This window comes from Streptomyces sp. NPDC059718, from assembly GCF_042733315.1.
GTDB lineage: Bacteria > Actinomycetota > Actinomycetes > Streptomycetales > Streptomycetaceae > Actinacidiphila.
The window spans coordinates 35,634-61,317 of the sequence record NZ_JBHWGA010000049.1; the positions used below are offsets into that span (position 1 = coordinate 35,634).

Below are 25,684 nucleotides of genomic sequence, written 5' to 3' on the forward strand. Positions count from 1 at the left end.
TTTGGACAGAAGGAGTTTCAACCGGCGGCTGCTGGCCGGTGGCGTGGTCGCCGCCACCGGCACGGCCTCGCTGGCGGTGGCCTCCGTCCCCACGGCTTCCTCCGCGGAGCCCTCACCGCCCACCGCACCGGCCGGCGGCCAGGTGCGCCACCTCAAGCTCTACGCCGAGACGTTGCCGAACGGCCAGATGGGGTACGGCCTGGAGAAGGGCGGGGCCACCGTGCCCGGCCCGCTGATCGAGCTGGTCGAGGGCGACACCCTGCACATCGAGTTCGAGAACGCCTCGGACGTGGACGCCAGCCTCCACGTCCACGGCATGGACTACGACATCGCCAGCGACGGCACCCGGATGACCCGCAGTCACGTCGAGCCGGGCGGCACGCGGACGTACACCTGGCGCACCCACGCTCCGGGCCGGCGCAAGGACGGCACGTGGCGGCCGGGCAGCGCGGGCTACTGGCACTACCACGACCACGTCGTGGGCACCGACCACGGAACCGGCGGGATCCGCAAGGGCCTCTACGGGCCGGTCGTCGTGCGCAGGAAGGGCGACATCCTGCCGGACAAGCAGTTCACGATCGTGTTCAACGACATGACGATCAACAACAAGTCCGGTGCCGACACCCCGAACTTCGAGGCGACGGTGGGCGATCGTGTCGAGATCGTCATGATCACGCACGGCGAGTACTACCACACGTTCCACATGCACGGTCACCGCTGGGCCGACAACAGGACGGGCCTGCTGACCGGACCCGACGACCCCAGCCGGGTGATCGACAACAAGATCACCGGACCGGCGGACTCCTTCGGCTTCCAGATCATCGCGGGCGAACACGTCGGCGCCGGCGCGTGGATGTACCACTGCCACGTCCAGAGCCACTCCGACATGGGGATGGCCGGTCTGTTCCTGGTCGCCAAACCCGACGGCACGATCCCGGGCTACGAACCGCACCACCCGGACCACCCCGCGGGCGCGGCGAAGTCCGGGGAGAGTGGCGCGAAGACGTCCTCCGGCGGGGAACACGCGCACCACATGGGGTGACGCGCGTCCCGCCGCGGTGAGGCCGGTTCCCGGGGGTTCAGGAGAGGCGTGCGAGGAGGGCGCGGCACGTCCGCTGCAACTCCTCGTCGTTCTCGGCGCTTGCGAACCGGCCGCTGCGGCGCGTGCGGGTCAGCTCCTCGCGGACGCGGGGCAGGGCCTCCCCCGCGGCGGGACCCATCCGTTCCAGGCAGGCCAGCATGTGGAGACAAACCGGTACACGCGTCAGTCGTCGGCGAGAGCCGTGTGGACGGAGGAGACCACGCCGGCGCCATCGCCGACGGCGGTGGCCACTCTTTTCGTCGAGCCCGCCCGGAGGTCGCCGGCCACGAAGACCCGGGGTGCGCTCGTCTGGAACGGCAGGGCCGCACCGAACGGCTCGGCGGGCAGGCCGCTGTCCGTGAGGACGAAGCCGTTGTGGTCCTTGGCCACTCCGTTCAGCCATCCCGACACCGGGTCGGCGCCGATGAAGCAGAACAGGGCGCGGCAGGCCAGCCGGTCCCGCCGCCCGTCGGACCTCTCGGCCACGATCGACGCGAGGGTGTCATCGCCGCCCAGTTCGCGGACCGTACTGCCGGTGTGGACCCGGATCCGCGCATGCGCGCGGATCCGGTCGGTCAGGTAGGACGACATCCGGGCTCCGAGATCGGCGCCGCGGACGATCAGATCCACCGTCGCACCATGGGCGGCGAGGGACAGGGCCGCCTGCCCGGCCGAGTTGGCGCCGCCTACGACCGTCACCGGCTGGTCTTCATGGCCTCGGACGTCCAGCTCGGTCGCGGCGTACCGGACGCAGCCGGACTTCTCGAAAGTCGTCCACTGCGGCAGGTCGAGGTGCCGGTAGTGCGCCCCCGTCGCGGCGATCACCGCGCGGCACTGAATGCGTACGCCGTCCTCCAGCAGTACGGCCGGCCGTCGCTCCTCGGAGAGGTCCAGGCCGGCCACGGCGCAGGGCGCGTGGATCCGTACACCGAACTTGAGCGCCTGGACCATCGCCAGACGGGTCAGGCTTTCGCCGCTGACTCCGTGCGGGAAGCCCAGGTAGTTCTCGATGCGGGCGCTCTTCGCGGCCTGGCCGCCGAGCCCGGCGCGGTCCAGCAGTACGGTGACGAGCCCCTCGGACGCCCCGTACACGGCGGCGGCCAGACCCGCCGGGCCGGCGCCCACCACGACGAGATCGACCGGACGCCCGTCGGCTCGATAGGTGAGACCGAGCACCTCGGCGACAGCTCTGGGCGTCGCGCGCCTCAGCTGCGAACCGCCTGCCATCGCGGCAGGGAGGTCGTCCTCGTCGAGCCCCGCCAGTCTCATCAGTGAGCGTCCGGGGGGCGAGGCCGCGTCGAACCAGGAATGCGGCAGGAGCATCTGTGTCGCATAGGTGCGTAGTTCCAGCGTCTCCGCTGCGTCCGGCCGACCGACGAGCTCCAGGGCGTTGCCCGCCGCGCCGCGGATCACCTCGCGCCGTTCCCTGAACGCCTCGATCAGTGTGTCGGCGATGTCGACCTGCTCGGCGAGGGCCCGGCGCAACATCGCCGCCCGGATCCGGACGACTGTCCCGGCGGACACCACCCGGGCGGTCAGGTAGACATGCTGACCGGTCAGCAGGTTGAGCTCGCCGAGGAAGTCTCCGGGGCCGCCCCGGTAGATCAGACGTTCCGGCTCGAGCGCCGTCGCGTCCCGGACGATGTCCACGGTCGCCGAAGGGAGCAGGAAGAAGTCGTAGGTGTCGTCGCCGGACGTGTACAGATCCCGGCCGGACTCGGCGTGCTCCACCTCGCCGTACTCGGCGAGCCGGCGGAACTGCTCGTCGTCCAGGACCGGTCCGCGCTGTGCCGCACCGTCGTTCACGTGATTCCTCCGTCACACCGGACCAGAGGGGTCTCCTGCCGGAGTGCTGGTCGAGTCGGATTGTTCAGGCGCGAACCGGAACGGGCACCGGCTTCACCCGGGCAACGGTCATGACGTACAGGACCAGACCCGCGGTGGTCAGGACGAAGCCGGCCCACACAGTGGACAAGGTCCCCCAGCCGGCGTCGAGGGCGACCGCGCCGCCGATCGCGCCGAGGCAGTTGGCAAGGTTGAGGGCGGCGAGGTTGAGCGTTCCCATCAAGGTCGGGGCGTCCGGCGCGAACCCGGTCAACCGCACCTGGATGGTGGGGATGGCGAACATCATGGTCGCGCCGACGCCGAACAGGCAGGGCAGCAGCACGACCAGGTTGTCGCCGGCCACCCCGATCAGTACCAGGAACACCAGCGCACCGCCGTAGCCCAGGATCAGACCTCGGTTCTCGTGCCGATCGGCGACGCGTCCGCCGACGTGGTTGCCGACCGCCATACCAACGCCGAAGACGGCAAGCGCGATCGGGATGAGCGAGGCGTCCCGCAGCGCCGCGTCGGTGACGAACGGGCCGATGAACGTGTAGACGGCGAAGATGCTGGAGATCCCGAACGCCGCGACGGTGACCATCAGCCAGACGCCCCGCCGCCGGAGGGCGCGCAGTTCGCCCGTGAGGGAGCTGCCGCGCAGGTCGTCGGTGCGCGGGAGCCAGGCCATCAGGGCAGCTCCGGCGAGCAGGCCGACGGCGACCACGGTCCCGTACATGACGCGCCAGCCGGCGTGCTGGCCGATGAAGGTGCCGAGCGGTGACCCGGCGATGGTGGCGACGGTGAGTCCTCCCATCACGGTGGCGAACGCCTTGCCGCCCTTGCCCGGCCCGTACACGTACGCGGCGACGACGGCCCCGGCGCCGAAGAACGCACCCTGCACGCTGCCCGCGACGAACCGGAAGACGACGAACAGCGCGATGTCCGGCGCCAAGGCGGAGAGCCCGTTGCCGATGAGGAACAACCCGATCAGGCCGAGCAGCAGAGTGCGCCGGTTGACCCGGGCGGCGAGCAGGGTGATCGCCGGAGAGCCGATCATCACCCCGAGGGCATACGCGGTGATCGCGTACGTCGCGACCGGAACGGACACATCCAGATCGGACGCGAACAGCTGGATGATGCCGTTGCTGCCGAACTCGCCGGCGCCGATCGCGAAGGTGCCCAACGCCAGTGCGAACAAGGTCAGCTTCGGATTCCTGATGGGCGACTTCGCGGAGGTGTGCCGCTGCTCCTCGGCAGTGCACTGGCGGTCGTATGCACGTTGATGCATCGTCTCGTCCTTGGGTGGGAGGGTCAGTGGGACGGCGTACGGGCCGGTACGGGACGGGGACCAGGCGTAGGGGGGCGGGTCGTCGCCCTCCCGGAGGCCGTGGCGGGCCCAGAAGCGCCGCGGGGGCGCCGGCGCCCACCAGTTCGCGTTTCCGAGCAGGCGCATCGCGACCGGTACCAGCAGCGCCCGGACGATCGTCGCGTCCACGCGGGCGGCGATGAGCATCGCCATCCCGATCAGCTTGATGAACGTGATTCCGGAGACGGAGAACAGCCCGATCACGACCGCGAGGACCAGGATCGGCTGGGTCGCCTCCAGCGTCCCGATGGAGGTGAAGTGCAACAGGCCGGACAAATGGCCGTCCTGGAAGATCAGGACCAGTGCGCCGAACGAGGCGCCGAGCGACAGGATGTTCATCACGATCGCCTTGATCGGCAGCACGACGGAGCCGAAGGCGAGGAACAGCAGGACGAAGCCGGCGCCGCCGATGATCACCGTCGGGTGACCATCGTCCGCCCCGGCTTCTCGAACATCGCCGTCCCTTCCTGGCTCCGTCGGCTCGGTGGTGTCAGCGGGCGGCGCGCTTGATGAGGTCGGCCGTCGCCGCGGGCTGCGCGATCATCGCGACATGCGAGGCGTCGGCCTCGAAGGTGTGCGCGCCGGCCCGGCGCGCCATGAACCGCTGCGCCGCCGGGGGCAGCACCTGGTCGTCGCGGCCCACGAGGTACCAGGACGGAATGGTCTTCCAGGCCGGGGCGCCGGACGGCTCCCCGAGGGTGCGCACGTCCGCCGGCCGCTGGCCGGCCCACATCAGTTCGGTGGTCGCCTTCGGCAGGTCCCCGGCGAACACGTCGTGGAAGAACTCCTTCTTGATGTAGCCGTCGACGAGGCCCTCACCGTAGGGACGGAAGTCCAGCGCCTCCTCGCTGAGCCTGCTTCCCGGGTACTGCGTCTGCAGGCCCAGCAGCGTCTCGCCCTCGTCGGGCACGAACGCGGCCACGTAGACCAGCGCCTTCACGTTCGGGTTGCCGGTCGCGGCGTTCGTGGCGACTATCCCGCCGTAGGAGTGCGCGACGAGGACGAGCGGGCCGCTGAGGGTCGCGAGGATGCCGGCCAGATAGGCGGAGTCGGAAGCGACGCTTCGCAGCGGGTTGGGCGGTGCGATGACCGGATAGCCGTCGCGGATGAGCCGGGAGGCGACCCCGTTCCAGCCCGAGGCGTCGGCGAACGCGCCGTGCACGAGTACCACGGTGGGCTTCTTGCCGCTGCCACGTCCGGTGTGTGCCTGCGCGGCGGGCGCGCCGATTGCGGCGCCCGCTACGACCGCGGCGGAACCGGCCAACAGCGCCCGGCGAGTTGTCGTCATCGAAATGTACCCTTCGGTATCCGGTGTTCTCGGTGGTGATCGTGGCTCAGCGTAAAGCCGGTTACTTGACGATCACTGAACGGAAATCCGGGCACCCTCCGAGGCCGCTTCACCATCAGTTCCGTTGTTGTCAAGCACGTCGAACCGGCCCCCGGACATGAAGCCGGCAACCAGCGAAGCCGCCTTGGCACAAGGCCGGAATGCGCTTCGGTGAAATACCCGTCGGTGAAATTGAGTGACAGGTACGGAAGCTTCTCCTCGATCCCGGACACCGGGAGACCGGGATCTTCGAGCGTCCAGGGGAAGTAGCACCAGGCGGGCAAGCACACGAAGCGGTGCACCGAGGAGTTCACGCGCGGCTGGTACCGCCGAGGCGGACAAAGGCGAGGCCGCCCGCCGCGCGTCAGCCGCCGACGACTCACTCGCGCACGAGATCACCGTGCCGCGCGTCGCCTTCCGCCACACCTACGGTGTCCCGCGTGTCCACGCCGAACTGCGCCTGGGACAATGGGCGAACCGCAAGCGTGTCACCCGCGGGAGGCGCGAGCGTGACATCCGCGGCGTCACCCGGCACAAAAGGCATTCGCAGGCCCGGCCGGATGAAACGGCGAAGCAGGCCCCGGACCTGATGCGCAACGGTGGGAACGGAGAAGCCATGGCCGGCCCTCACCGCACCGAACTCATCGTCGGCCCTTCGGACATGCCTCATGGCCGGCAAACCCCGGAACCCGGCTGCGTGATCCAACGATCGCTGCAGCGCATATACGTCGGCCCAATTCCGGCACCGAACAAGTGAGCTCGCGTTCGAGACCTTCGACAACCGCCGCCGCCTACGCAAACACCCAGACCTTCGGCTACCTCACCCCACTGCCTTTTCCTGGGCGCCGGCACGCGGCGCCGCATTGTGGGCGCGCGTGTCCAGGGTGTACCGGCGTTGCAGCACGATGGCGATCGTCATGAGCACGGCCGGCACCAAGGTGAAGCCGTAGCGAACGGCCGCCAGCGCGCCGGGAGACTGCGTGGTGTGCTCGCCCGCGGTACTGGCCACGAACCCGCCCGCAGCCAGGCAGGCCGAGTACAGGTACGGCCCCAGTGCGCCGCCGGTGGCCTCGGCGGCGGTCCACAAGCCGGTGTAACTGCCCGCACTGGCGGTACCGGCCGGCCCGGCGGCGGCGATGACGTCGGGCACCATCGACAGCGGCATCAACTGCATCGCGGCGAACGCGACGCCCAGCATCGCCACGGCTGCGATCAGCAGGGGCAGGCCGGCCGCGGCGCCCAGGGCCAGCACCAGCGAGCCGGCCACGAACACGGCCTGGGCGGCGAGCAGGCTGCGCTGTTTGCCGATACGCCGGGCCACCAGTACCCACAGGGGCGTGGTCAGGACCGCCGGCGCCATGAACGCCGCGATGAGCACGGTCGTGAGCGCGGCGCGGCCCAGCTCGTACTCAGCGAAGTACGGCATGGCGGCCAGGACCAGGTTCATCGTGATCGCGACGGTCAGATAGGACGCGGTCAGCGCACGGAACTGCCGGTCGCGCAGCGCCACCAGCAGCCCGCCCCGGTGCTCCGGCTCGGCCGGGGTGCCCGGCGCAGCCCGGTTGAGGCGGGCGACGCCGGTGATGCCGACCAGCATCGCCGCAAGCATGACCGCGCCGAGCAGCAGGGCCATTCTCGTGTAGTCGCCGACGCCCGGATCGTCGCCGGCGACCACCGGCGCGGCGACGCCGGCGAGCAGGACGCTCACGGTGATCACGACATTGCGGTAGCCCATGAGGCGTGTCCGCTCGTGGTAGCCGATGCCCAGGTCGGCCGGTGTGGCGAGGTAGGAAACCTGGTAGCACGAGTAGAGCAGGTTGCCGGCCACCAGCGCCACCGCGACCCATATCGCCGCGGTTGTCCCGTGCAGGTCCGACGGCAGGGCGAACAGGGCCACGAAGGCGAGCACCACGGCGCAGCCGGCCAACATCAGTCGCCGGCGGTGGCCGCCGCCGGCCAGGGCGGCATCGGAGATCCGGCCCACCCACGGGTGCACCACGATGTCGGCGACATTCGGCAGCAGCAGCGCGAGGCCGGCCACTTGCGGCGGCACGGCCAGCACGTCGGTCAGGAAGTACAGCAGGAAGATCCCCGGCACGGTGACCCAGATGCCCATGCCGATCGAACCGGCGGCGAACGGGACGAGTGCGCGCAGGGGGAGCCGAACGTTGGTCATGAGCCGCCTTCAGGGAATCCACCGCAGGGGAATGTCGTTGCTCGCATGCGTCCTCAGAAGGCCAGGGCCAGCCGGCGTACGGCTTCCCGTAGTTCTTCCGGAGTGCGGTCGCTGTAGGCGAACCGCAGGTGCCGGGCCGAGGACCGCCGCCGGGGGTCCGCCGCGAAGAACTCGCCCGGCTGGTAGATCACGCCGTGGGCGGCTGCCCGCTGGAAAAGCGCTGCGGGGTCCACGGTGTCGTCGGTGAGCCGCGGCCAGAGGAACAGCCCGCCTTCGGGGGCCACGATGTGGAGGGCGCCGGGGAGTTGTTCCTGCAGAGCGTCGACCAGCACGCCGGCGCGTTCCTGGTACAGCGCGGTGGCGCTGCGCACGATCCGGTCGAACCAGTGGGCGTCGTCCGTGAGCAGCCGTTCGATCATCGCCTGGGTCACCGAGGATGTGTGCACGTCGAGGCGGTTGCGCAGCCGGATCACCGGGTCCACGAGGTGGTCCGGCAGCACCAGCCACCCCACGCGCCATCCGGGGCCAAGGGTCTTGGTGAAGGTGTTGACGTGGATCGCCCGATCCGACTGGTTGAAGACCGCGGCGCCCTGGTCCTGGCCGCCGAAGCGCAGTTCGCGGTACGGATTGTCGACGATCACGTAGAAGCCGTACCGCTCGGCGAGCTCGATCAGTGCCTGCCGCTTCGGCGCCGAGAGACTGACCTGGGCGGGGTTGTGGAAGTCGGGCACGGTGTACGCTGCGGCGATCCGGGCGCCGGTGGCGAGCCGCCGGGCGAGGTATTCGACATCGAAGCCGTCGGCCACGACCGGTACCGGCAGGGTCCGCGTCGTCGACACCTCCAGGGCCCACAGGAAACCCGGGAACACCGGATCGTCCACCGCGACGGTGGCACCGCGCTCGACCACGGTCAGCACCGCCAACGTGAGGCCGTGCATGCCACCGTTCGTCACCACGATCCGGCTCGGGTCGACGCCCTCCCGTTTCGCGATCCAGTCACACAGCGCGGCGGATCCGCGCGCCGGCGAATACTGCAGGCACGCGGCCGCGGCCTCGGGGTCCTGCCACAGCTGCGCCGATGCCCGGCCGATCGCCTCGACCGGCAGAGCCTCGGGCGCGGGGATGCCACCCAGCAGCCTGATCGTTCCGGGGGCGGGGGCGGCGGCCAGGCTGGCGTCGACGAAGCCTTTCGGCGCCGAGAGCCCACGGGCCAGGGCCGTCAGCCCGCTCTGTTCCTCAGGGCCCGCGGTCATGCGTTGCCTCCAGGTCGTGAGAGGAGTCGTTCGGCGCGTCGTGCGAACAGGTGCGCCTCATGTGCGGTGGAGTGCGTGTAGGCCCGTTCGGCGGCGGCCCGGACAGCGGTGAGGGATGCACCGCGGGCCTGCAGCAGGCGCGCCTTCACCAGCAGGAGCAGCCCTTCGGCGTAACGCTGGCCGTAGTCCCACAATGCTTGTTCGGCTCGGTCGAGAGCGGCGTCGGCCCGATCGGGCGATCCGGCTGCCAGCCACATCTCGGCGATCAGTGCGTAGTGGTAGGCGATGCCCCATTGCGGGGGATCGAGCAGGTTGGCGACAAGGAGTTCCTCGGCCTCGGCCGCGGCGCCGGCCGGATCCTCGCCCGTGAGGGCGCGTGCCCAGCACCAGCTCTGCCGGATGTAGTGGTCGATCTGGGCGCGGAGACGGGCGAGGCCGGCGGCGGCCCACCGCTCGCCGGCTCGCCGTGCCACTTCGGCGTCCCCGGCCATGGAAGCGATCATGGTCGTGTAGTAGACCCAGACCGAGGCCGCGTACGGGTCCCCCGGGGTGTCCCAGGTGTCGACGAAGGCCAGCGCCGCGTCGACATCGCCGTGCAGCGCGGTCATGACGGCCCGCCAGCCGGGCCCTTCCCCGGGGATGCTGCCGTCCCGCCGGAGCGGTGTCTCTTCGTCCGGGGCGACGGTGCCGCCGACAGCGGCGACGTCCTCCTTGTGGAAGGACCGGTACGCCTCGCCGATGTTGCCGATGTCCCACTGATGCAGGCCCCAGGCCTGCCGGCCGTAGCGTCGGACGGCCGGATCGGAGGACACCTCACCGAGTTCGTACATGCGGCGGGCCAACTGCCCGCGGCCTTTCTCGATGGAGGTGTAGGCACCCATCAGGCGGATGAAGAGGAAGTCGGCGGCCTCCGCCTCCCGGCCGAGGGTGCGGGCCAGGTATTCGGCCCGCTCCAGCAGGTCGAATGTCGAGGCGTCGTACCCGGCCTCTCGTCTGATGACGATGGCGAGCAGCGTGAGGGCGGAGAACTCAAGTTCCATGAGTCCGGAAGCCCGGGTGACCTGTACGGCGGAGCGCAGCTGCCGACTGGCGGACTCGAAGGCGAGTTTGGCTGCCGCGCGGCGCCCGGCGCGGATCAGCGCCTGCGCGGCGCGAGCGGGCTCGGCGAGGGGGCCGGCGGCCCACAGGTGGTAGGCGAGGCGTTCGGCGACGTCCTCATCGTCGGCATGGATCTGTTCGAGCGCGTCCGCGACCCGCAGATGCAGCTGGGTGGCCTGCCTTTTCGTCGCCGTCTCGGAGACCGACTCGCGCACCAGATCGTGCGCGAAGCGGAGCGAGGACGGGTCCTGCGGACCGGGTTCGAGCAGCCCGAGGGTGTGCAGCGGTTCCAGGAGGTGGAGACAGTCCGCGACGTCCACACCGGTGGCGCGGGACAGCAGTCTGAGGTCGACGTCGCGGCCGATGAGCGCGGCCACATGCAGCAGGTCGCGGGCGCCGTCGTCGAGCCCGGACATCCGGCCGCGGACGACGTCATGGACGGTGGAGGGGACCCCGGCCGGTGCGGACGTGTCGCCGTCGCCGATCGCGCCGTCCCCGCTGAGCAGCCGGGACAGCTCGCGGACGAAGAACGGGTTGCCGGAGGTACGGGCGTGGATGGCGCGGGCGACGGCGTCGCCGGGAACCTGGCCGGCCTCGGTGCGGATGAGTTCGGTCACGTCGGACAGGCCGAGCGGGCCGAGCCGGAACCTGCGGTGACCGGGCCGCCGGCTGGCAGCGGCCAATACCCGGGACAGGTCCGGGCCGAGTGTGGGTGCGCGGTCACGGAGCGCGCCGATGATCGCGGTGCCACGGGGCAGCCGCCCCGCCAGGTGCTGCAACAACTGCAGGGAGGTGGCGTCGGCCCATTGGAGGTCGTCAAGTATCAGGAGCGTCGGCTGCTGCGCCGAGGCTTGTCCGACGAGGGCGACGACCTGTTCGAACAGCCTGAACTGGGCGTTGCCGTCGGGAAGCTCCCGGCTGGCGTCGTCCCGCGCCGCAAGCAGGCTTCCCAGCCCGCCGGTGAGCCACTGTTCCCTCACGGGAGCGGGCAGACTGCCGACGACCTGGCTCAGTGCCTGCTCCCACGGCCACATCGCCGGTGTCCCCTCGCCCTCCAGGCAGGAGCCCCAGACGGTGAGTGCACCCAGCCGGCCCGCCACGGCGGCGGCCTCCTCCAGCAGCCGGGTCTTGCCCGCGCCCGGTTCGCCCTCGACAAAGCCGATCGCGGTGTCGCCGGCGAGTGCGCGCTCCACGATGCGCCGTAGGGTGGTGAGTTCCTCGGTCCGGCCGATCAAGGCGGCCCCCGTGGTCCGGCCGATCTCCTCGTCTGCCTCCCGCACAAGCGCCGGCGTCCGGGGCTGTGTGAGAATCCGCCGCTGTGCGTCCTCCAGCGCCGGACCCGGGTCGATGCCAAGCTCCTCGGCGAGCCGATCGCGGATCTGGCGAAACACCGACAGCGCCTCCGCCTGACGCCCGGTAGCGCCGAGAACACCGACGAGAGCGGCCAGCACGAGTTCGTTGAACGGTGCCATCGATGCGGCCAGTTGCAAGGGCGCAAGCACCCGTTCCGGCTGGCCCAGCGACACGGCGAGCTCCGCCGCCGCCGTGCACGCGTCGTAGAACTCGTTGTCGAGTGCGGCGAAGAGCGTCGTGGCGTTCGTCCCGTCGGCGATGCCGTCCCCCGCAGAACCGTGCCAGAGCCCGAGCGCTCCGACGTAGTGATCGAGGGCCACCTCGCGATCGTGCCGAGTCAGCGCGGCCCTGGCGGCATCGACGAGTTCCCGGAAGACGACGAGGTCCAGCGCGGCGGGGCCGGCAGTGAAGAGGTAGGAATTGCCGCGACGGTGGAGGAACGAGCCGGCTTCGCGGACAGGCCGCAAAGGCTCGAGCAGCCGTCGCAAGGCGCCGACGTACTTCTGGAGAATGTTCACAGCCGACGCCGGGACGTCCTCGCCCCAGATCAGGTCGACCAACTCGCCCGTACTGACCGGCTTGCCCGCGCGGGCCAGCAGTACCGCAAGCAGATGCGACTGCTGCCGAGGCCCGGCGTCCAGTTCGACGCCGTCCCGCCAGATCCGCAACGGGCCAAGAATCTGCAGACGCAGATGCCCGCCGGAGGAAGTCATGCCCACCCCTACCCCAACCCCCAGGCCGACCACGTTCGGCTGCAGCGTACACCCGCTTTATGGCTGGTCTGCGGCCTGAACCCATCCGCCGATGCGATCGCCGGGCGGTGCTGTCGTGGCGGAACCAGGTTGCCGACAACGTTATCACTTGCGAACAAACGCTCGATCGAGTTGGCGCGGCGGCTGCAGGTTACCGATCGGCGGGTACCAACGCAGCTGCGGCCTGCGGCCGGTCCACGTGCCGCAGCCGCGGACCAGCACAATTCCGGGGAGAGTTCCGTTCCAGAACCGCACAGCGCAGAAGCCGCTCCGGTCGCGGTGAAAGCCCGGAGCCCTGCTCGCCGGGCGTGCGCGCCGAGACGGACTTTACGGACACCGGGGCACCGTCCACAGACGGTCAACTCCACGTCAAGTGCCGGGTGCCAGTCTTTCGGTGCGCGGCGGCGCCCATGCCCGCCGGGCCGCTTACCTCATCGACGCGATGACCAGGCATGCCCAAATCGACCGAAAAGAGCGGGACTTACCCTATGAACCCATGGAAACCGTTTCGGAGAATCGTGACCGGCCATGACATCTCCGACCGTGCGGTGATCACGCAGGACGCGCCGCCGACTCGCGTGGCGGAGATCGGCGGGCCTGGTGGCCCGATCTTCTACGAGGTGTGGAACACACGCCAGACGCCGGCCGTCATCGACCGGCGGTCAGGTGAGCCGGCGGAGGACGGTCTGGTGCTTGGACCTCCCGAGCGTGGCACTCGTATCCGGGTGATCGACTTCCCTCCGGAGGACGACCGGATCCGGAACCTGACGGAGGCCGAGGCGGCCGCGAAGTTCGCGGAGATGGGCGGTGCCGACGCCGCACGGTCCGTCGCCGGCGCCCCGCATCCGTTGATGCACCGCACGCAGACGATCGACTACGGGATCGTCGTCGAGGGCGAGCTCACGCTGGTCCTCGACGAGGGCGAGACCGTCGTCCGCGCCGGAGACATCGTGATTCAGCGCGGCACGAACCACGCATGGACAAACCGGTCGGCCGCGAACTGCCGGGTCGCCTTCGTACTCATCGACGGCCAGTACACCGACGGACTCTGAGAAGGAGCATCGTATGCGTATTCGACCCATCCCACCCGATGAGCTCAACCCCCAACTCCGCGAGGTGCATGACGGCATCGCCGGCCTCGTCACCGAGGAGCAGGGCCGCGTCGTCATCCTCGACGACGACGGCGCACTGGTCGGGCCGTTCGCGGCGATGCTGCACTTCCCCACGTTCGGGGTTCCGGCTCTGTTTCTGCAGCGGGCGGTCGCGGCCGAGGCTCACCTCGACCCCATCGTTCGCGAAGTGGCGATCCTCACCGTCGGCGCCGCCTACGGCGCCCGGTACATCCTGTACGCACACGAGCAGACGGCAGACGAGGTCGGCCTTGCGGCGGCACAGGTCGCGACCCTGGCGGCGGGCGGGCGGCCCTCCGGGCTGAGTGACGAACAGGCCGTCGCCCACGACGTCGCGATGGCGTTGACCTCCGGGCGCATACTGCCGGACTCCACATACGACCGGGCCACGCAGTTGCTGGGCCACGACGGGGTCGGCGAGCTCGTGTTCCTCATCGGCAGCTACTGCCTCATCGCGATGGTCCTGAACTGCTTCGACGTGCCGGTCCCCGGCCGGGAACAGCCAACTGCCCAGCCGTGACGACGACAAGGTGTCTGCCAGCGATTGCGGCGTTGCGGATCGTCGCTTCGTAGTGCTCGGACACCCGAGCGGCCGGCCGCGGCATCCGGAGCACGCGTTCAGGCCGCCCGCCGTCGGCGGGCGGCCTGAACGCGGATGTCAGCGGGATGTGCTGTCCGCAAGCTCGGCTATCAGTTTCTCGGCACGGCGGGCGAACAGGTGGGCCTCGCGCTCAACGGACAGTGTGTGCGCCCGCTCGGCAACGGCCCGAACGGTGGCGACCGGCTCGCCGCGCGCCTGCAACACCCGTGCCCGGAGCAGAAGCAGCAGGCTTTCGGCGTAGCGCTGGCCGTACGTTTCGATGGCCGAGTCCGCCCGGTCGAGCGCTGCGTCGGCCTCGTCCAGCTTTCCGGCTGCCAGCCACATCTCGGCAAGGAGCACGTACCAGGTGGCCAGGCCCGAGCGTGGCGGGTCGGAGAGCGACGCAACGATCAGACCTTGCGCCTCTGCGGCAGCGCCGGCCGCGGCCTCGCCGGTCACGGCGCGCGCCCAGCAGCGGGCCAGGCGTTGGTAGCTGCCGAGGAAGCCGAACGAGAACGTGGGGTCCACGGCGATCCCGCACTCGGCCGAGCGCAGCGCCCGCGCCGGGTCGCCGATCAAAGCGGCGACTCTTGCGGAGTACGCCGCCCAGACCGTGATCGCGTAGGGGTCGCTTCCCGCGGCGGCCTCCATCGTGGCGAGCTGAGCCGATGCCGCGTTGACGTCGCCATGCAATGCGGTCGTCATCGCGAGCATCCCGGCCGCGAGCAGTCGCAGATCCCGCCGGAGTGGGTTCTCCTCACGATGGGCCAGGTCGTCCAGAACGGTCCAGTCGGTCCGGCTCAGGTACCGGAACGCCTCTCCGATGTTGCCGACGCCCCACTGGTGGATGCCCCAGGCGTACCAGCCGTAGGCACGCACGGCAGAGTCGTCGGACGCCTCCCCCTGCACCAGCAACTGGCCGGCCAACCGGCCTGCGCGATCCAGCTGTACGCCCTGGGCGTACGCGGCCCAGCGCGAGAAGAGGAAGTCGGCGGCCTCCCGTTCCCGGTGGAGTCCACGGGCGAGGTGTTCGGCCCGCTCCAGCAGATCGACCGCCGAGCCCACGTATCCCGCCCGCATGCCGTCCACCGCGGTGAACAGCGACAGGCCGGCCAGCTCCAGCTCCGCCAGGCCCGCTGACCGTGCCACCCGCGCGGCCGCGTGAAGCTGCCGCGCGGCTGCCTCGAGCGCCAGCTTGGCTGCGGCGCAGCGGCCGGCCCGGATGAGCGCGGTCGCAGTTCGGGCCGGATCCGCGAGCGGCCCCGCAGACCACAGGTGGTGGGCGAGGCGCTCGGCCACCAGTTCGGTGTCCGCCACCTTGTGCTCCAGGGCATCGGCGACCAGCAGATGCAGCCGGGCCGCGGACGGCGGCGATATGGTCTCGACCACCGATTCGCGGACCAGGTCGTGCGGAAATCCGAATGAGTAAGGGTCGCCGGGCGAAGGTTCGAGCAGGCCCAGCCCTTCGCACGCCTCCAGGCGGTCCAGACACGTCTGGTGGTCCACACCGGCGGCGCGGGCGAGGAGAGCCAGGTCGACGGTACGGCCGATCAGCGCGGCGGTCTGCAACAGGCTTCTGGCGTCAGTACCCAGTCCGGTCATCCGGTCGCGAACGACGTCTCGGACAGTGGCCGGTACCGCGGTCCGGGCCGCCGTGGCTTCCGTGAGCACATCGCCATCGGCGAGAAGCCGGGACAGCTCGCGGACGAAAAAGGGGTTGCCACCGCTGCGGGTGTGGATGAGGCGGGTGGCACCCGGGCCCGGGTCCTGCCCGGTCTCACGGCGGACGAGTTCGGCCACCTCGGCCGGGCCGAGTGGGCCCAGCGGGATCCTGCGGTGACAGGGCAGCCGACTTGCTGCGGCGAGCATCCGCCCCAGCTCCGAACTCGGCGCGGGCGCACGGTCGCGGAGCGCCCCGATCACGGCGATGCCCCCCGGCAGCCGAGCCATCAGGTGACCGAACAGATCCAGCGAGGCGGCATCGGCCCACTGAAGGTCGTCGACGACGAGCACCACAGGTCGCCGCGCCGATACCTGACGGATGAGCGCGACAGCCTGCTCGAACAAGCGGAACTGGACGCCGCTGTCCGGCAGGGCTGATGTCGTGTGGCCGCTGCCGCGCGGCGTCACGAGACGACCGAGTTCGCCCGCCTGCCATTCCCCCCGCTCTGCGGCCGGCACGTCGTCCAGGAGCGCGCCGACGACCTGCGCCCACGGCCACATCGACGGCGTGCCGTCCCCTTCCAAACAGCGGCCCCAGACAACGAGCGCGCCATGCCGGTCTGCCTCGGCGCCGGTCGCCTCAAGCAGGCGGGTCTTGCCGACTCCAGGTTCTCCTTCGACGAGCACAAACCCCGTCGAACCGGCGAGTGCCGATTCCACCGCATGTCGCGCCAACGCGAGTTCCTCGGCCCGGCCGATCAGGCAGTCGACAGCCGACGCCCTGGTGGTGGGCGCCGCCAACTGCTCATTCGGCATTTCCTCAGCCGGTGCCCGTTCCAGCACACGCAGCTGAGCGGCCACCAGTGCCGGGCCGGGGGCGACGCCCAGTTCCTCGGCCAAACGGGCGCGGACGGTCCGAAACACCGACAGCGCCTCGGCCGGATGGCCGGCGGCAGCCAGGGCGGCGATGAGACTCGCCTGCACTGTCTCGTGCAACGGCGCCATCCGGGCGGCCATGTGCAAGGACTGGAGCACACGTTCGGGCCGGCCGAGCCTTGTCGCCAACTCGGCTGCCGCCACGCAGGCGCGGCGGAACTCGTCGTCCAGCCCGGCGAAGATCGCCATACCGGTCGAACCGTAGGCGACCCCGTCGCCGGCCGGGCCCTGCCAGAGCCCCACCGCTTCCAAATACCCGTCGAGTGCCGCAGCGGGCCGCTGCTCTGCGACGCCGCCCTCGGCCGCGTCGACCAGCTCACGGAACCTGACGACGTCCAGTGTCCCAGGGTCAGCCACGAACAGGTACGCGCTACCGCGACGCTGCAGGTACGAGCCGGGTTCACGCGCGGCCAACGCCGGCTCGAGCAGCCGCCGCAGCGCACCGACGTACTTCTGGAGGATGTTGACCGCCGAGGCCGGGACGTCCTCGGCCCAGATCAGGTCCACCAACTCGCTGATGCTGACCGGCTCGCCACCACGGGCGAGGAGAACGGCGAGCACATACGCCTGCTGTGGAGGACCGGCGTCCAGTTCCACACCGTCTCGCCAGACCCGCAACGGACCGAGAACCTGCAGACGCAGAGATGCGTCGGAGGAGGCCATTCCCTTTTCCATTCCCAGTACCGGGTCGCCCTCGCTGCCGTTCGCTGCCCGTGGTGACCGAAGTCACGCGGCAGGGAGAGCGACCTCTGCCCATTGCCGGCCGGAAGGGCCAAGCGAACGGCCAGGGGCGACTGCAGTAATTGCGGCAGGTTCTTCAGCCGGGCGACGCGCCGAACGCCATTGGACCGGACAGGCTGGAGCCAGAGGCCGTTGTCCGTCCTGCTATCGACGGGATGGCGCGGACAGTAACCGCGGCGCGGCCCGTCCTACTGGCCGATCACCAGGTCCTCGGTGGGCAGTGTCTGGCAGGCCAGCCGCCAGCCCGCCGCCAACTCGTCGGCGGAGAACATCCCCCGGTCGTCGGTCTCGCATGCGCCGGAGAGCACGCGCACCCGACAGGTACCGCAAGCGCCTTCGCCGCACGACTGGGGCAACGCGACGCCGACGGCGTTGGCGGCGTCGAGGACCGACTGCCCGGGGCTGCACGGGAACGCCGGGGCGCCGCCCTCCGTGCCGATCACGAACTCGGTGACGCCGGCCGCCGCGGCGGCGACGGCGATGGAGTGCGCCTTCTCCCGGCGGGTCTCCTTGCTCCGGCCCGACACGAACGCCTCGGTGTGGATGGCCTCTCGCGGCACCCCCAGTTCTCTCAGGCGGCCGATCAGGTCCTGCATCATGGGCGCCGGCCCGCACAGGTGCACGCGGGTCGTCGGGCCTGCGTGGGGCAGCAGGTCGTCGAGACCGATCCGCCGTTTCCGGCCGGTCGTGAAGATCGACACCTCCAGCCCCGGCAACCGGGACCGCAGCGCCTCGATCTCCGGCCTGAACACCACCTCGTCCTCGGTCCGGAAGCTCGCCAGCAGGACGATCCGCCCCGTGTGACCGGCGTCGGCGGCCGCGAGCAGGACGCTCATCAGCGGGGTGATCCCGACGCCCCCGGCGATGAGCAGGAGTGTGTCCGCCTCGCTGCCCGGATCCCAGGTGAACTCGCCGTGCGGGCCGCTCACCCGCAACGCCGGCCCGACCTCCAGTTCCTCGTGCAGGAATCCCGAACCCAGCCCGTCCGGCTCGTGCTTCACGGCGATCTCGACGAAGCCGCTCTCCCCGGGACTGCTGCAGATCGAGTACGACCGCTCGATCGGCTCGATGGCGACGGGCAGGTCGACCTTCACGTACTGCCCGGCGGCGAACGAGAACGGCATCGTGTCCCCGGCCAGGGGTTCGAAGCGGATCCTGCGGACGGTCGGGGTCAGCACCTCGATGCCGGCCACCCGCAGATAACCCTCCCAGGGCGCGGCCGAATCCCGGGTCGTCCCGCCGGAACGGATGGCCTGCCACATCGTCCCGAGCTGCCGCGGTTTCAGGACCGCGTTCGCCGCCATCAGCCCGCCCGCCAGCGCCCCCACCACGCCGGACCCCCAGGCGTCCTGCCCGGCCACGAAGAGGCCCTTGACCGGAGTACGGCATCCCGCGCGGGCCGAGCGCAACCGCTGGGGAGTCGCCGCGAGTCCGTAGAAGGATCCCCGGACGCTGTGCTGATAGGTCTCGAACGACAGCGGTGTCGCCAGTTCGGCGAATGCGATCGTCTCCCGGAAGCCGGGCCAGCGTTCCTCCAGGCGGGCGATCAGCCGTTCGGTCAGCTCGTCCTTGAACTTCCGGTAGCTCTCCGGCCGCTCGTTCTCGGGCGTGCCGCGCCACTGGTCGACCACCTTCGGATCGACGAGTTCCAGCAACTCCACCGTGTGGAACCGGGCGGCCGGGTTGTTGAGCGAGGCGAACGAGACGTACAGCGTGCCTTCCCCCGGAGGGCGCTGGATGCTGCCGTGCTCGGCGAGATCCGGCATGAACCAGTGGTTCTCGCCGCGCAACCCGAACTCGGCCGGCGACCGGTCCAGGCCGAGGAACAGCATGACCGCAGACCGTTCCTCGGGCAGATCCTCCAGTTCGTGGCTCTTCCCGATCAGGGCGTACGTGTTGCGCACTCCGGCCGCCGAGACCACGGTGTCCGTCCGGACACGGTAACGGCGGCCGGTGGCGGTGTCCTCGACGTCGACGCCGACCACCTTGCCGCCCTCGACGACGACCTCATCGACCCTCTGCCGGGAGCGCAGCACCACCCCGTACCGCCGCAGGATCTCCAGAACGACCCGGTTGAGCTCGTGCGGGCCGCCCACGGGATGTGCGGTGCCTTCCATGAAGAAGGTCAGCGGGACCGCCGCGTGATAACCGAACGCGCTCGACGCCGGCGGAGTGCCGTAGAGCCCCCACCGCGCGGCCAGAACGGCCCGCAGACGCGGATCGCGGAAACTGCGGGAAACCTGGTCCCGCAACGATCGGAACGTCGACGGGAAGAGCCGCTCGACGATGGGCGCACCCACTCTTCGTACGCCGGCGGGGAACGATGCGAAGACGTTGCGCGCGGTCAGCCCGGCCATGGCCCAGCGCATGGTCCGGAAGAATCGGTCGATCGCGTCGGACTCGGCAGGGAACCGCTCCTTCAGATGCTCACGGAACCGTTCCTTCGTGGCGGGGACGGCGAAATCGAACCCCGGGAAGTGGAGTGCGTCGTACTCGTCCGGCAGGGGCGAAAGCTGCGCCCTGCCGTCCGTCATGAACCCGAGGAACGGGCCGGCACTCGCGCTCATGTAATGCAGCCCGGTACCGAACCGGTATCGCCCGGCGCGGGAGAACTCGTGCGTCATCCCACCGAGCGTGTAGTGCTGTTCGAGGACGAGAACACGCTTCCCGCCGAACTGCGCGATCGTGCGCGCCGCCGCGAGACCGCCCATACCCGACCCGATCACCACCACATCGGCTTCCTCGTCCGACATCATCGGCCACCCCCAGTCATCTGTCCTCCGAGGCGCCCAGATTGGCCGAACCGGCTTGACGTCGACTGAATGACCAGTGAAGGCCACCCGGAACCAGGTCCCGTTCCCATTCCATTCCTGTCCAGTGCGACGCCATAGCTTTGCGTCGAACGTGAGGGTGCGGAGCCGCGGCGTACTTCGCCGAGTTCATCCGCAAACCCACCACGGTCGCCGCGGTGACGCCCCCGGTGCGTCGACCGACATGTCCGGATGCTTCCGGCGGTCGACGTCGCGCCGGCGGACGTTCCCCGCGAGCGCGGTTCAAAGAAGTGGCCGTCAGCCGGACGGTGCGGGAGAACCCGACACCCGCTCCGGTCCTTGTCGGCCGACATCCGAAGGAGAGAGTGGTCCATGATGAGCGGGAATCCGACGATCGTGCTCGTACACGGAGCCTTTGCCGACAGCAGCGGCTTCAACACCGTCGCCAAGCGGCTTGTCGCCGACGGCCATCCAGTGGTCGCCGCACCGAATCCACTGCGAGGGCTCGCTTTTGACGCGGTCCACGTCAAGGCACTGCTGGAGAGCATCGAGGGACCGATCGTGCTGGTCGGGCACTCGTACGGGGGTGCGGTCATCTCCACCGCCGCCGCGGGAAACGCGAACGTCAAGGCACTGGTCTACCTGGCGGCGTTCGTGCCGGAGACGGGCGAGAGCGCGCAAGCACTGGTCGAGAAGTTCCCGGGCAGCACCGTGGGCGAGTCCCTCAAGCCTGTGCCGTTGCCCGACGGTCAGGTCGACCTGTACATCGACCCGAAGGTCTTTCATCCTCACTTCGCGGCCGACGTGTCGGCGGAGGAAGCGACCCTCTACTCGATCACGCAACGCCCCGCCACCGGAGCCGCCTTGGGCGAGCCCGCCACCGGCCCGCAGGCATGGCACACGATCCCGAGCTACAACCTGATCAGCGGCGCCGACAGGATCATCCCACCGGCGACGCAGGAGTTCATGGCCCAGCGCTCCGGCGCGAGGACCCAGGTGGTCGAGGGTGCTTCGCACATGGTGTTCGTCTCCCGGCCGGGCGCGACGGTGGCCCTCATCGAGACAGCCGTGCGGGAGCAGGCGCTCCCGCAATAGCACCGCTGGTCACCGCAAGTGCATCGATCCGATGATCCGTGGGAGGGAACGTGCAAAAGAGCGAAAAGGCCATGAGATGGGGCCTGCGAATCCACCTTTTCTGGTACATCGTCGCCAATGTGGCCCAGGTGGTGCTGTGGGGGATTCTCACACCCGACCACTTCTTCTGGCCCTTGTGGTCGATTCTGGGCTGGGGTGTCGGGCTGGTGATCCACTTCTGGGCGATTCGTTCGAAGTCCCGGTCACTCGTCCGGCCATGACCTGAACCAACGCAAGGTGCACCAGAGGAGGATCATGTCCGGGAAAGTGGTTCCGGGTCGCAACACCGCCGCCGCCGAAGGCGACGTCGTCGTCTTCCACATCGGGCTGCGGATCAACCGGCTGCGAGCATTCTCCAGTTGGTTTCCGGCATTCATGTCGATGCCACGAATGCTGCGCGAGCTGTCACAGGAAAGGAGCAGCGGGCTCCTCGGCTACAAGGTGCTTTACGGCGGCCTCCGGGACTTCTACGTCGTCCAGTACTGGTCCGACAAGGAACGGCTCTTCGCCTACGCCCACCAGCAGGACAAGGAGCACCGGCCCGCGTGGACGGCGTTCAACCGACGCGCACGCGCCGGGAAGGGTCATGTGGGCATCTGGCACGAGACGTTCATCGTCCCGGCGGGCTCCTACGAATCGGTGTACGTCGACATGCCGGCATACGGCCTCGGTGCCGCGACAGGCGTCGTTCCGGTCGGTCGGCGCGGGGACACGGCGGCCCAGCGGCTGAGAGCGGCAGCGGGGTAGGCGTCCGTTCTGCGAGGACCACTCACGCTGAAGCGCCTGGCGTACGAGCGCCGCAACTGGGTCTGGCGGGCGTCGCCCGAGGCATGAGGTCGCGTGGGCGGTCGCGACACGCCCGCCGCCAGGCGGCGGAGCGCGGCCCGGGGCACGACGATGGGAGGACCGGGTCCGCACGACGGGACGGGTCCGGCCCCTCCCCCGGAAGGTGCCCATGACCCACGAGCAGGCAGACCCCACCCACGCCGCGCTGATCACGGGCGCGTCCTCGGGGATCGGGCGCTGCTACGCCGAGCAGCTGGCCCGGCGCGGCTTCGCGCCGATCCTGGTCGCCCGCCGCACGGACCGGCTGGCCGCGCTCGCCGAGTCCGTCCGGCGGGAGACCGGCCTGGAGGCGACCGTCCTCGCCGCCGACCTGGCCGACCCGGGCGGCCTCGCCCGTGTGGAGCGGGCCGTCCTCGACCACGACGGCCTCGCCGTGGTCGTCAACGCGGCCGGCCTCGGGGCACTCGGGCCGCTGCGCGAGGCCGCGCCCGCGGACCTGGACCGTCTCGTCGCGGTGAACGTGCTCGCGCTGACCCGGCTGTCCCGGGCGGCGCTGCTCGCCTTCGACCGGCACGGCTCGGGCACGCTGATCAACGTGTCGTCGATCGGCGCGTTCCACGCCCCGCCCGGCGGCACCGCCTACGCCGCCAGCAAGGCCTACGACCTGCACTTCTCGCGGGCCCTGCAACGCGAGGTCGAGGGCAGCGGCATCCGCGTGCAGGTCGTGCTGCCCGGCCCCGTGCGCACCGAGTTCTTCGAGGCCTCCGGTGTGGACTCCGCCCTGTTCCCGCAGGAGTCGTTCGTCGACGCCGACGACCTCGTCCGCGCCGCACTCGTCGGTCTGGACATGGGCGAGCTCGTCTGCATCCCCACCCTCCCCGACATGGCGGCCTGGGAGGACGAGGCCGCGCGGGGGCAGGGCCTGCGGAACGCCGCGGGCCTGCGCGGCGTCATCAGCGACCGTTACGCCCGGCCCTGACCGGGCCCTGACCGCGCCCTGACTGGCCCCCGACCGGCCCCGGCGGCCTCAGGAAGGCCCGGAAGCGGCGTCCAGCCGGGCGCGCAGGGCCTGGGCGATCTCCCCCGCGGCGGCCATCTGCTCCGCCGTGAGGGAGTCGACGAACAACTCCCGGACGGCGCCGAGGTGCGGCAGCGTGGCCCGCCGGAAGGCCTGGGCCCCGTCGTCGGTGAGGAGCACCTCGGCACCCCGGTTGTCGGTGGTGCACTCCACGCGCCGGATCAGCCCGCGCCGCTCCATGCGTCCGAGGTGGTGCGACAGGCGGCTGCGTTCCCAGCCGATCGCCGCCGCGAGCTCGGAGGAGCGCAGCCGGTGGCCCTCCGCCTCGCGCAGCGCGAGCAGGACGCCGTAGTCCCCGGGCGACAGCCCTGAGTCACCCTGCAGGCGCGACGCCAGCTGCGAGCGGAGCCGCTCCGTCGTCTCGATGAAGTCACGCCAGATCCGGAGTTCTTCCGTGGTGGGCAGTGGCCCGTGTCCGCGTCCCATGACCGCCCCTCTATTTGACACGTCAATCATATCGATGCATGCTTGACGCGTCAATCACTTGGCCGCCGGACGCGGAACCGTTCCGCAGGCGGGAGGAGGGGACCATGACGCCCACTGCCTTCGAACTGGGTCTGAACTCGTTCGGAGAGATCGCGACGGACGACGGCCGCGTGCTCGGCGACGCCGAGACCGTCCGGCTGCTCGTCGAGGAGGCCGCGCTCGCCGACGCCGCGGGACTCGACGTCTTCAGCGTCGGCGAGCACTACCGGGCCGGGCACATGGACACCGCCACCCCCGTCCTGCTCTCCGCGATGGCCACCGCCACCGAGCGCATCAAGCTCGGCACCTCGGTGACCGTGCTCAGCACCAACGACCCCGTGCGGCTCTACCACGCGTTCTCCACCCTGGACGCGGTGTCGGACGGCCGCGCCCAACTCGTCCTCGGCCGGGCCTCGGTCACCGAGTCCTTCGCCCTGTTCGGCCACGACATGGCGGACTACGACCGGCTCTTCGACGAGAAGCTCGAACTGTTCATGCGCCTGCAGCAGGAGGAGACGGTCACCTGGTCCGGCACCGTCCGGTCCCCGCTGACCGACCAGCACCTGCGGCCGCGCATGCGCAAGGGCGGCATCCCCACCTGGATCGGCGTGGGCGGCAGCCCCAACTCCACGATCCGTGCCGCCCGGTACGGCCTGCCGCTGATGCTGGCGATCATCGGGGGCCGCCCGCAGCGCTTCGCCGGCCACGTCGACCTCTACCAGCGGGCGCTCCAGCAGTACGGGCACCCCTCCCAGCCCATCGGGCAGCACTCCCTGGGCCTGGTCGCCGACACCGACGAGGAGGCGATCGAGACCTGGTGGCGGTACTGGGAGCCGGTCGTGGCCGCGATCTCCGAGGAGCGCGGCTTCTACAAGCCCAGCTACGAGCGCTACCGGGCGGAACTCGTCGACGGCGCGCTCTTCGTCGGCTCCCCCGAGACCGTCGCCCGCAAGATCGCCCGGGTCGCCCGCGACCTCCACCTGGACCGCTTCGACCTCAAGTACGACATCATGCACCTGCCCCGCCAGGCCCGCGCCCGCACCATCGAGCTCCTGGGCCGGGAAGTGGCCCCGATGGTGCGTGAACTGCTCACGAAGGAACCCACTGATGTCTGACCTCGAATTCGGCCTCGACACGTTCGGCGACGTCCCGGTGGACGACACCGGTGCCCCCGTCTCCCACGCCGCGGCGATCCGGCAGGTACTCGACGAGGCCGTCCTGGCGGACCAGATCGGCGTCGACGTCATCGCGCTCGGCGAGCACCACCGCCCCGAGTACTCCGTGTCGACCCCCGAGACCGTGCTCGCCGGCATCGCCACGCGCACCGAGCGGATCAGGCTCGCCTCCGGCGTGACCGTGCTCAGCTCCGACGACCCCGTCCGGGTCTTCCAGCGCTTCGCGACCGTCGACGCCCTCTCGCGGGGGCGGGCCGAGGTGATCCTGGGCCGCGGCTCCTTCACCGAGTCCTTCCCGCTGTTCGGGTACGACCTCAGCGACTACGACGTGCTCTTCGAGGAGAAGATCGAGCTGTTCGCGAAGCTCCTCGACGAGAAGCCGGTGACCTGGAGCGGCACCACGCGGGCGCCGCTGAAGGACGCCGACGTCTTCCCCAAGACCGAGTCCGGCCGGCTGAAGACCTGGGTGGGCGTGGGCGGCTCGCCCCAGTCCGTCGTCCGCACCGCGCGCTACGGCCTCCCGCTCATGCTTGCCATCATCGGCGGCTCCCCCACGCGCTTCGCGCCCTACATCGACCTGTACCGGCGCGCCGCCGACCAGTTCGGGACGACCGCCCACCCGGTGGGGATGCACTCCCCCGGTTTCGTCGCGGACACCGACGAGGAGGCCCGGGAGGGGTTCTGGCCCGGCTACAAGGTGATGCGCGACCGCATCGGCAAGCTGCGCGGCTGGCCTCCCGTCCGCCGTGAGGAGTTCGATGCCGAGATCGAGCACGGCTCCATGTACGTCGGGTCGCCCGAGACGGTCGCCCGCAAGATCGCCCAGGCCGTCGGCGACCTCGGCGTCGGCCGGTTCGACCTGATCTACACCGTGGGTCCCCAGCCGGTCGCCGCCCGCATGCGTGCCGTCGAACTCTTCGGCACGAAGGTGATCCCCATGGTCCGCGACATCCTCGCGGACTGACGCCGACACCGACGCCGGCGCGGACGCGGACG

20 protein-coding genes are annotated in these 25,684 nt (G+C 70.3%); 10 read left to right on the forward strand and 10 right to left on the reverse strand.

From position 1 onward, the window contains the following. The first annotated feature begins 1 nt into the window (after position 1). The gene (locus tag ACFV3E_RS37495) at positions 2–1,042 is read left to right on the forward strand and encodes a multicopper oxidase domain-containing protein (RefSeq protein WP_500539634.1); all 1,041 of its coding nucleotides are present in this window, start codon (positions 2–4) and stop codon (positions 1,040–1,042) included. Between the two features lie 37 nt (positions 1,043–1,079). Here the strand turns inward: ACFV3E_RS37495 and ACFV3E_RS37500 are convergent, their stop codons facing one another. The 4 genes from ACFV3E_RS37500 to ACFV3E_RS37515 form a co-directional block, all read right to left on the reverse strand. Continuing rightward, positions 1,080–1,241, reverse strand: coding sequence for a hypothetical protein (locus ACFV3E_RS37500; protein ID WP_500539576.1), 162 nt, complete (start codon positions 1,239–1,241; stop codon positions 1,080–1,082). Positions 1,242–1,264: 23 nt separating this feature from the next. Then, a complete protein-coding gene (locus tag ACFV3E_RS37505) occupies positions 1,265–2,887 on the reverse strand; it encodes an FAD-dependent oxidoreductase (protein ID WP_500539578.1) in 1,623 nt (540 codons plus the stop codon). Between the two features lie 64 nt (positions 2,888–2,951). After that, a complete protein-coding gene (locus ACFV3E_RS37510) occupies positions 2,952–4,688 on the reverse strand; it encodes an MFS transporter (RefSeq protein ID WP_500539580.1) in 1,737 nt (578 codons plus the stop codon). A 73-nt stretch (positions 4,689–4,761) separates the two neighbouring features. Further along, positions 4,762–5,559 carry an alpha/beta fold hydrolase gene (locus ACFV3E_RS37515; RefSeq protein WP_500539582.1) on the reverse strand — a complete coding sequence of 266 codons (798 nt, stop codon included), beginning with the start codon at positions 5,557–5,559 and terminating at the stop codon, positions 4,762–4,764. A gap of 235 nt (positions 5,560–5,794) precedes the next feature. On the opposite strand from ACFV3E_RS37515, the gene ACFV3E_RS37520 reads away from it, so the two are divergent. Next, positions 5,795–6,355 carry a helix-turn-helix domain-containing protein gene (locus ACFV3E_RS37520; protein ID WP_500539584.1) on the forward strand — a complete coding sequence of 187 codons (561 nt, stop codon included), beginning with the start codon at positions 5,795–5,797 and terminating at the stop codon, positions 6,353–6,355. Positions 6,356–6,418: 63 nt separating this feature from the next. Here ACFV3E_RS37520 and ACFV3E_RS37525 read toward each other — a convergent pair whose 3' ends face one another. From ACFV3E_RS37525 to ACFV3E_RS37535, 3 genes are read right to left on the reverse strand one after another with little or no spacing between them, the layout of a single operon-like run. After that, a complete protein-coding gene (locus tag ACFV3E_RS37525) occupies positions 6,419–7,774 on the reverse strand; it encodes an MFS transporter (RefSeq protein ID WP_500539586.1) in 1,356 nt (451 codons plus the stop codon). Positions 7,775–7,827: 53 nt separating this feature from the next. Then, a complete protein-coding gene (locus ACFV3E_RS37530; protein WP_500539588.1) occupies positions 7,828–9,027 on the reverse strand; it encodes an aminotransferase-like domain-containing protein in 1,200 nt (399 codons plus the stop codon). Continuing rightward, on the reverse strand, positions 9,024–12,191 hold the full coding sequence (locus ACFV3E_RS37535; protein ID WP_500539590.1) for a BTAD domain-containing putative transcriptional regulator: 3,168 nt from the start codon (positions 12,189–12,191) through the stop codon (positions 9,024–9,026). The genes ACFV3E_RS37530 and ACFV3E_RS37535 overlap by 4 nt, the downstream gene beginning before the upstream one ends. Before the next feature lie 491 nt (positions 12,192–12,682). Between ACFV3E_RS37535 and ACFV3E_RS37540 the strand changes: the two genes are divergently transcribed. Both ACFV3E_RS37540 and ACFV3E_RS37545 read left to right on the forward strand, forming a co-directional pair. Beyond that, on the forward strand, positions 12,683–13,282 hold the full coding sequence (locus ACFV3E_RS37540; protein WP_500539592.1) for a cupin domain-containing protein: 600 nt from the start codon (positions 12,683–12,685) through the stop codon (positions 13,280–13,282). Positions 13,283–13,295: 13 nt separating this feature from the next. Then, positions 13,296–13,880, forward strand: a complete 585-nt coding sequence (locus ACFV3E_RS37545; protein WP_500539594.1) for a carboxymuconolactone decarboxylase family protein — start codon at positions 13,296–13,298, stop codon at positions 13,878–13,880. 138 nt (positions 13,881–14,018) lie between these two features. Here the strand turns inward: ACFV3E_RS37545 and ACFV3E_RS37550 are convergent, their stop codons facing one another. Together ACFV3E_RS37550 and ACFV3E_RS37555 are read right to left on the reverse strand one after the other, a co-directional pair. Next, entirely contained in the window at positions 14,019–17,201 is a 3,183-nt protein-coding gene (locus ACFV3E_RS37550) for an ATP-binding protein (RefSeq protein WP_500539596.1), read from the reverse strand. Between the two features lie 266 nt (positions 17,202–17,467). Next, positions 17,468–20,035 (reverse strand): FAD-dependent oxidoreductase, encoded by a 2,568-nt coding sequence (locus ACFV3E_RS37555; RefSeq protein ID WP_500539598.1) that lies wholly within the window; start codon positions 20,033–20,035, stop codon positions 17,468–17,470. A 354-nt stretch (positions 20,036–20,389) separates the two neighbouring features. Between ACFV3E_RS37555 and ACFV3E_RS37560 the strand changes: the two genes are divergently transcribed. The 4 genes from ACFV3E_RS37560 (at position 20,390) to ACFV3E_RS37575 (ending at position 22,949) form a co-directional block, all read left to right on the forward strand. Beyond that, on the forward strand, positions 20,390–21,145 hold the full coding sequence (locus ACFV3E_RS37560; RefSeq protein ID WP_500539600.1) for an alpha/beta fold hydrolase: 756 nt from the start codon (positions 20,390–20,392) through the stop codon (positions 21,143–21,145). Between the two features lie 50 nt (positions 21,146–21,195). After that, positions 21,196–21,405, forward strand: a complete 210-nt coding sequence (locus tag ACFV3E_RS37565) for a 2TM domain-containing protein (protein WP_500539602.1) — start codon at positions 21,196–21,198, stop codon at positions 21,403–21,405. 34 nt (positions 21,406–21,439) lie between these two features. Beyond that, positions 21,440–21,931 (forward strand): DUF4188 domain-containing protein, encoded by a 492-nt coding sequence (locus ACFV3E_RS37570; RefSeq protein ID WP_500539604.1) that lies wholly within the window; start codon positions 21,440–21,442, stop codon positions 21,929–21,931. Positions 21,932–22,139: 208 nt separating this feature from the next. Next, positions 22,140–22,949: an SDR family NAD(P)-dependent oxidoreductase gene (locus ACFV3E_RS37575; protein WP_500539606.1), complete on the forward strand. Its 810-nt coding sequence runs from the start codon at positions 22,140–22,142 to the stop codon at positions 22,947–22,949. A 48-nt stretch (positions 22,950–22,997) separates the two neighbouring features. Here the strand turns inward: ACFV3E_RS37575 and ACFV3E_RS37580 are convergent, their stop codons facing one another. Continuing rightward, on the reverse strand, positions 22,998–23,474 hold the full coding sequence (locus ACFV3E_RS37580) for a MarR family winged helix-turn-helix transcriptional regulator (RefSeq protein ID WP_500539608.1): 477 nt from the start codon (positions 23,472–23,474) through the stop codon (positions 22,998–23,000). 104 nt (positions 23,475–23,578) lie between these two features. On the opposite strand from ACFV3E_RS37580, the gene ACFV3E_RS37585 reads away from it, so the two are divergent. Together ACFV3E_RS37585 and ACFV3E_RS37590 are read left to right on the forward strand one after the other, a co-directional pair. Beyond that, the gene (locus ACFV3E_RS37585) at positions 23,579–24,628 is read left to right on the forward strand and encodes an LLM class flavin-dependent oxidoreductase (protein WP_500539610.1); all 1,050 of its coding nucleotides are present in this window, start codon (positions 23,579–23,581) and stop codon (positions 24,626–24,628) included. Continuing rightward, positions 24,621–25,652 (forward strand): LLM class flavin-dependent oxidoreductase, encoded by a 1,032-nt coding sequence (locus tag ACFV3E_RS37590; RefSeq protein WP_500539612.1) that lies wholly within the window; start codon positions 24,621–24,623, stop codon positions 25,650–25,652. The genes ACFV3E_RS37585 and ACFV3E_RS37590 overlap by 8 nt, the downstream gene beginning before the upstream one ends. Positions 25,653–25,684: the final 32 nt, after the last annotated feature.

Bases quoted from the DNA above. Each gene is read 5' to 3' on its own strand.
- ACFV3E_RS37500 (WP_500539576.1), bottom strand. From the start codon at position 1,241: ATGCTGGCCTGCCTGGAACGGATGGGTCCCGCCGCGGGGGAGGCCCTG.
- ACFV3E_RS37515 (WP_500539582.1), bottom strand. From the start codon at position 5,559: ATGACGACAACTCGCCGGGCGCTGTTGGCCGGTTCCGCCGCGGTCGTA.
- ACFV3E_RS37525 (WP_500539586.1), bottom strand. From the start codon at position 7,774: ATGACCAACGTTCGGCTCCCCCTGCGCGCACTCGTCCCGTTCGCCGCC.
- ACFV3E_RS37530 (WP_500539588.1), bottom strand. From the start codon at position 9,027: ATGACCGCGGGCCCTGAGGAACAGAGCGGGCTGACGGCCCTGGCCCGT.
- ACFV3E_RS37535 (WP_500539590.1), bottom strand. From the start codon at position 12,191: ATGACTTCCTCCGGCGGGCATCTGCGTCTGCAGATTCTTGGCCCGTTG.
- ACFV3E_RS37540 (WP_500539592.1), top strand. From the start codon at position 12,683: ATGCCCAAATCGACCGAAAAGAGCGGGACTTACCCTATGAACCCATGG.
- ACFV3E_RS37545 (WP_500539594.1), top strand. From the start codon at position 13,296: ATGCGTATTCGACCCATCCCACCCGATGAGCTCAACCCCCAACTCCGC.
- ACFV3E_RS37550 (WP_500539596.1), bottom strand. From the start codon at position 17,201: ATGGCCTCCTCCGACGCATCTCTGCGTCTGCAGGTTCTCGGTCCGTTG.
- ACFV3E_RS37555 (WP_500539598.1), bottom strand. From the start codon at position 20,035: ATGATGTCGGACGAGGAAGCCGATGTGGTGGTGATCGGGTCGGGTATG.
- ACFV3E_RS37570 (WP_500539604.1), top strand. From the start codon at position 21,440: ATGTCCGGGAAAGTGGTTCCGGGTCGCAACACCGCCGCCGCCGAAGGC.
- ACFV3E_RS37575 (WP_500539606.1), top strand. From the start codon at position 22,140: ATGACCCACGAGCAGGCAGACCCCACCCACGCCGCGCTGATCACGGGC.
- ACFV3E_RS37580 (WP_500539608.1), bottom strand. From the start codon at position 23,474: ATGGGACGCGGACACGGGCCACTGCCCACCACGGAAGAACTCCGGATC.
- ACFV3E_RS37585 (WP_500539610.1), top strand. From the start codon at position 23,579: ATGACGCCCACTGCCTTCGAACTGGGTCTGAACTCGTTCGGAGAGATC.
- ACFV3E_RS37590 (WP_500539612.1), top strand. From the start codon at position 24,621: ATGTCTGACCTCGAATTCGGCCTCGACACGTTCGGCGACGTCCCGGTG.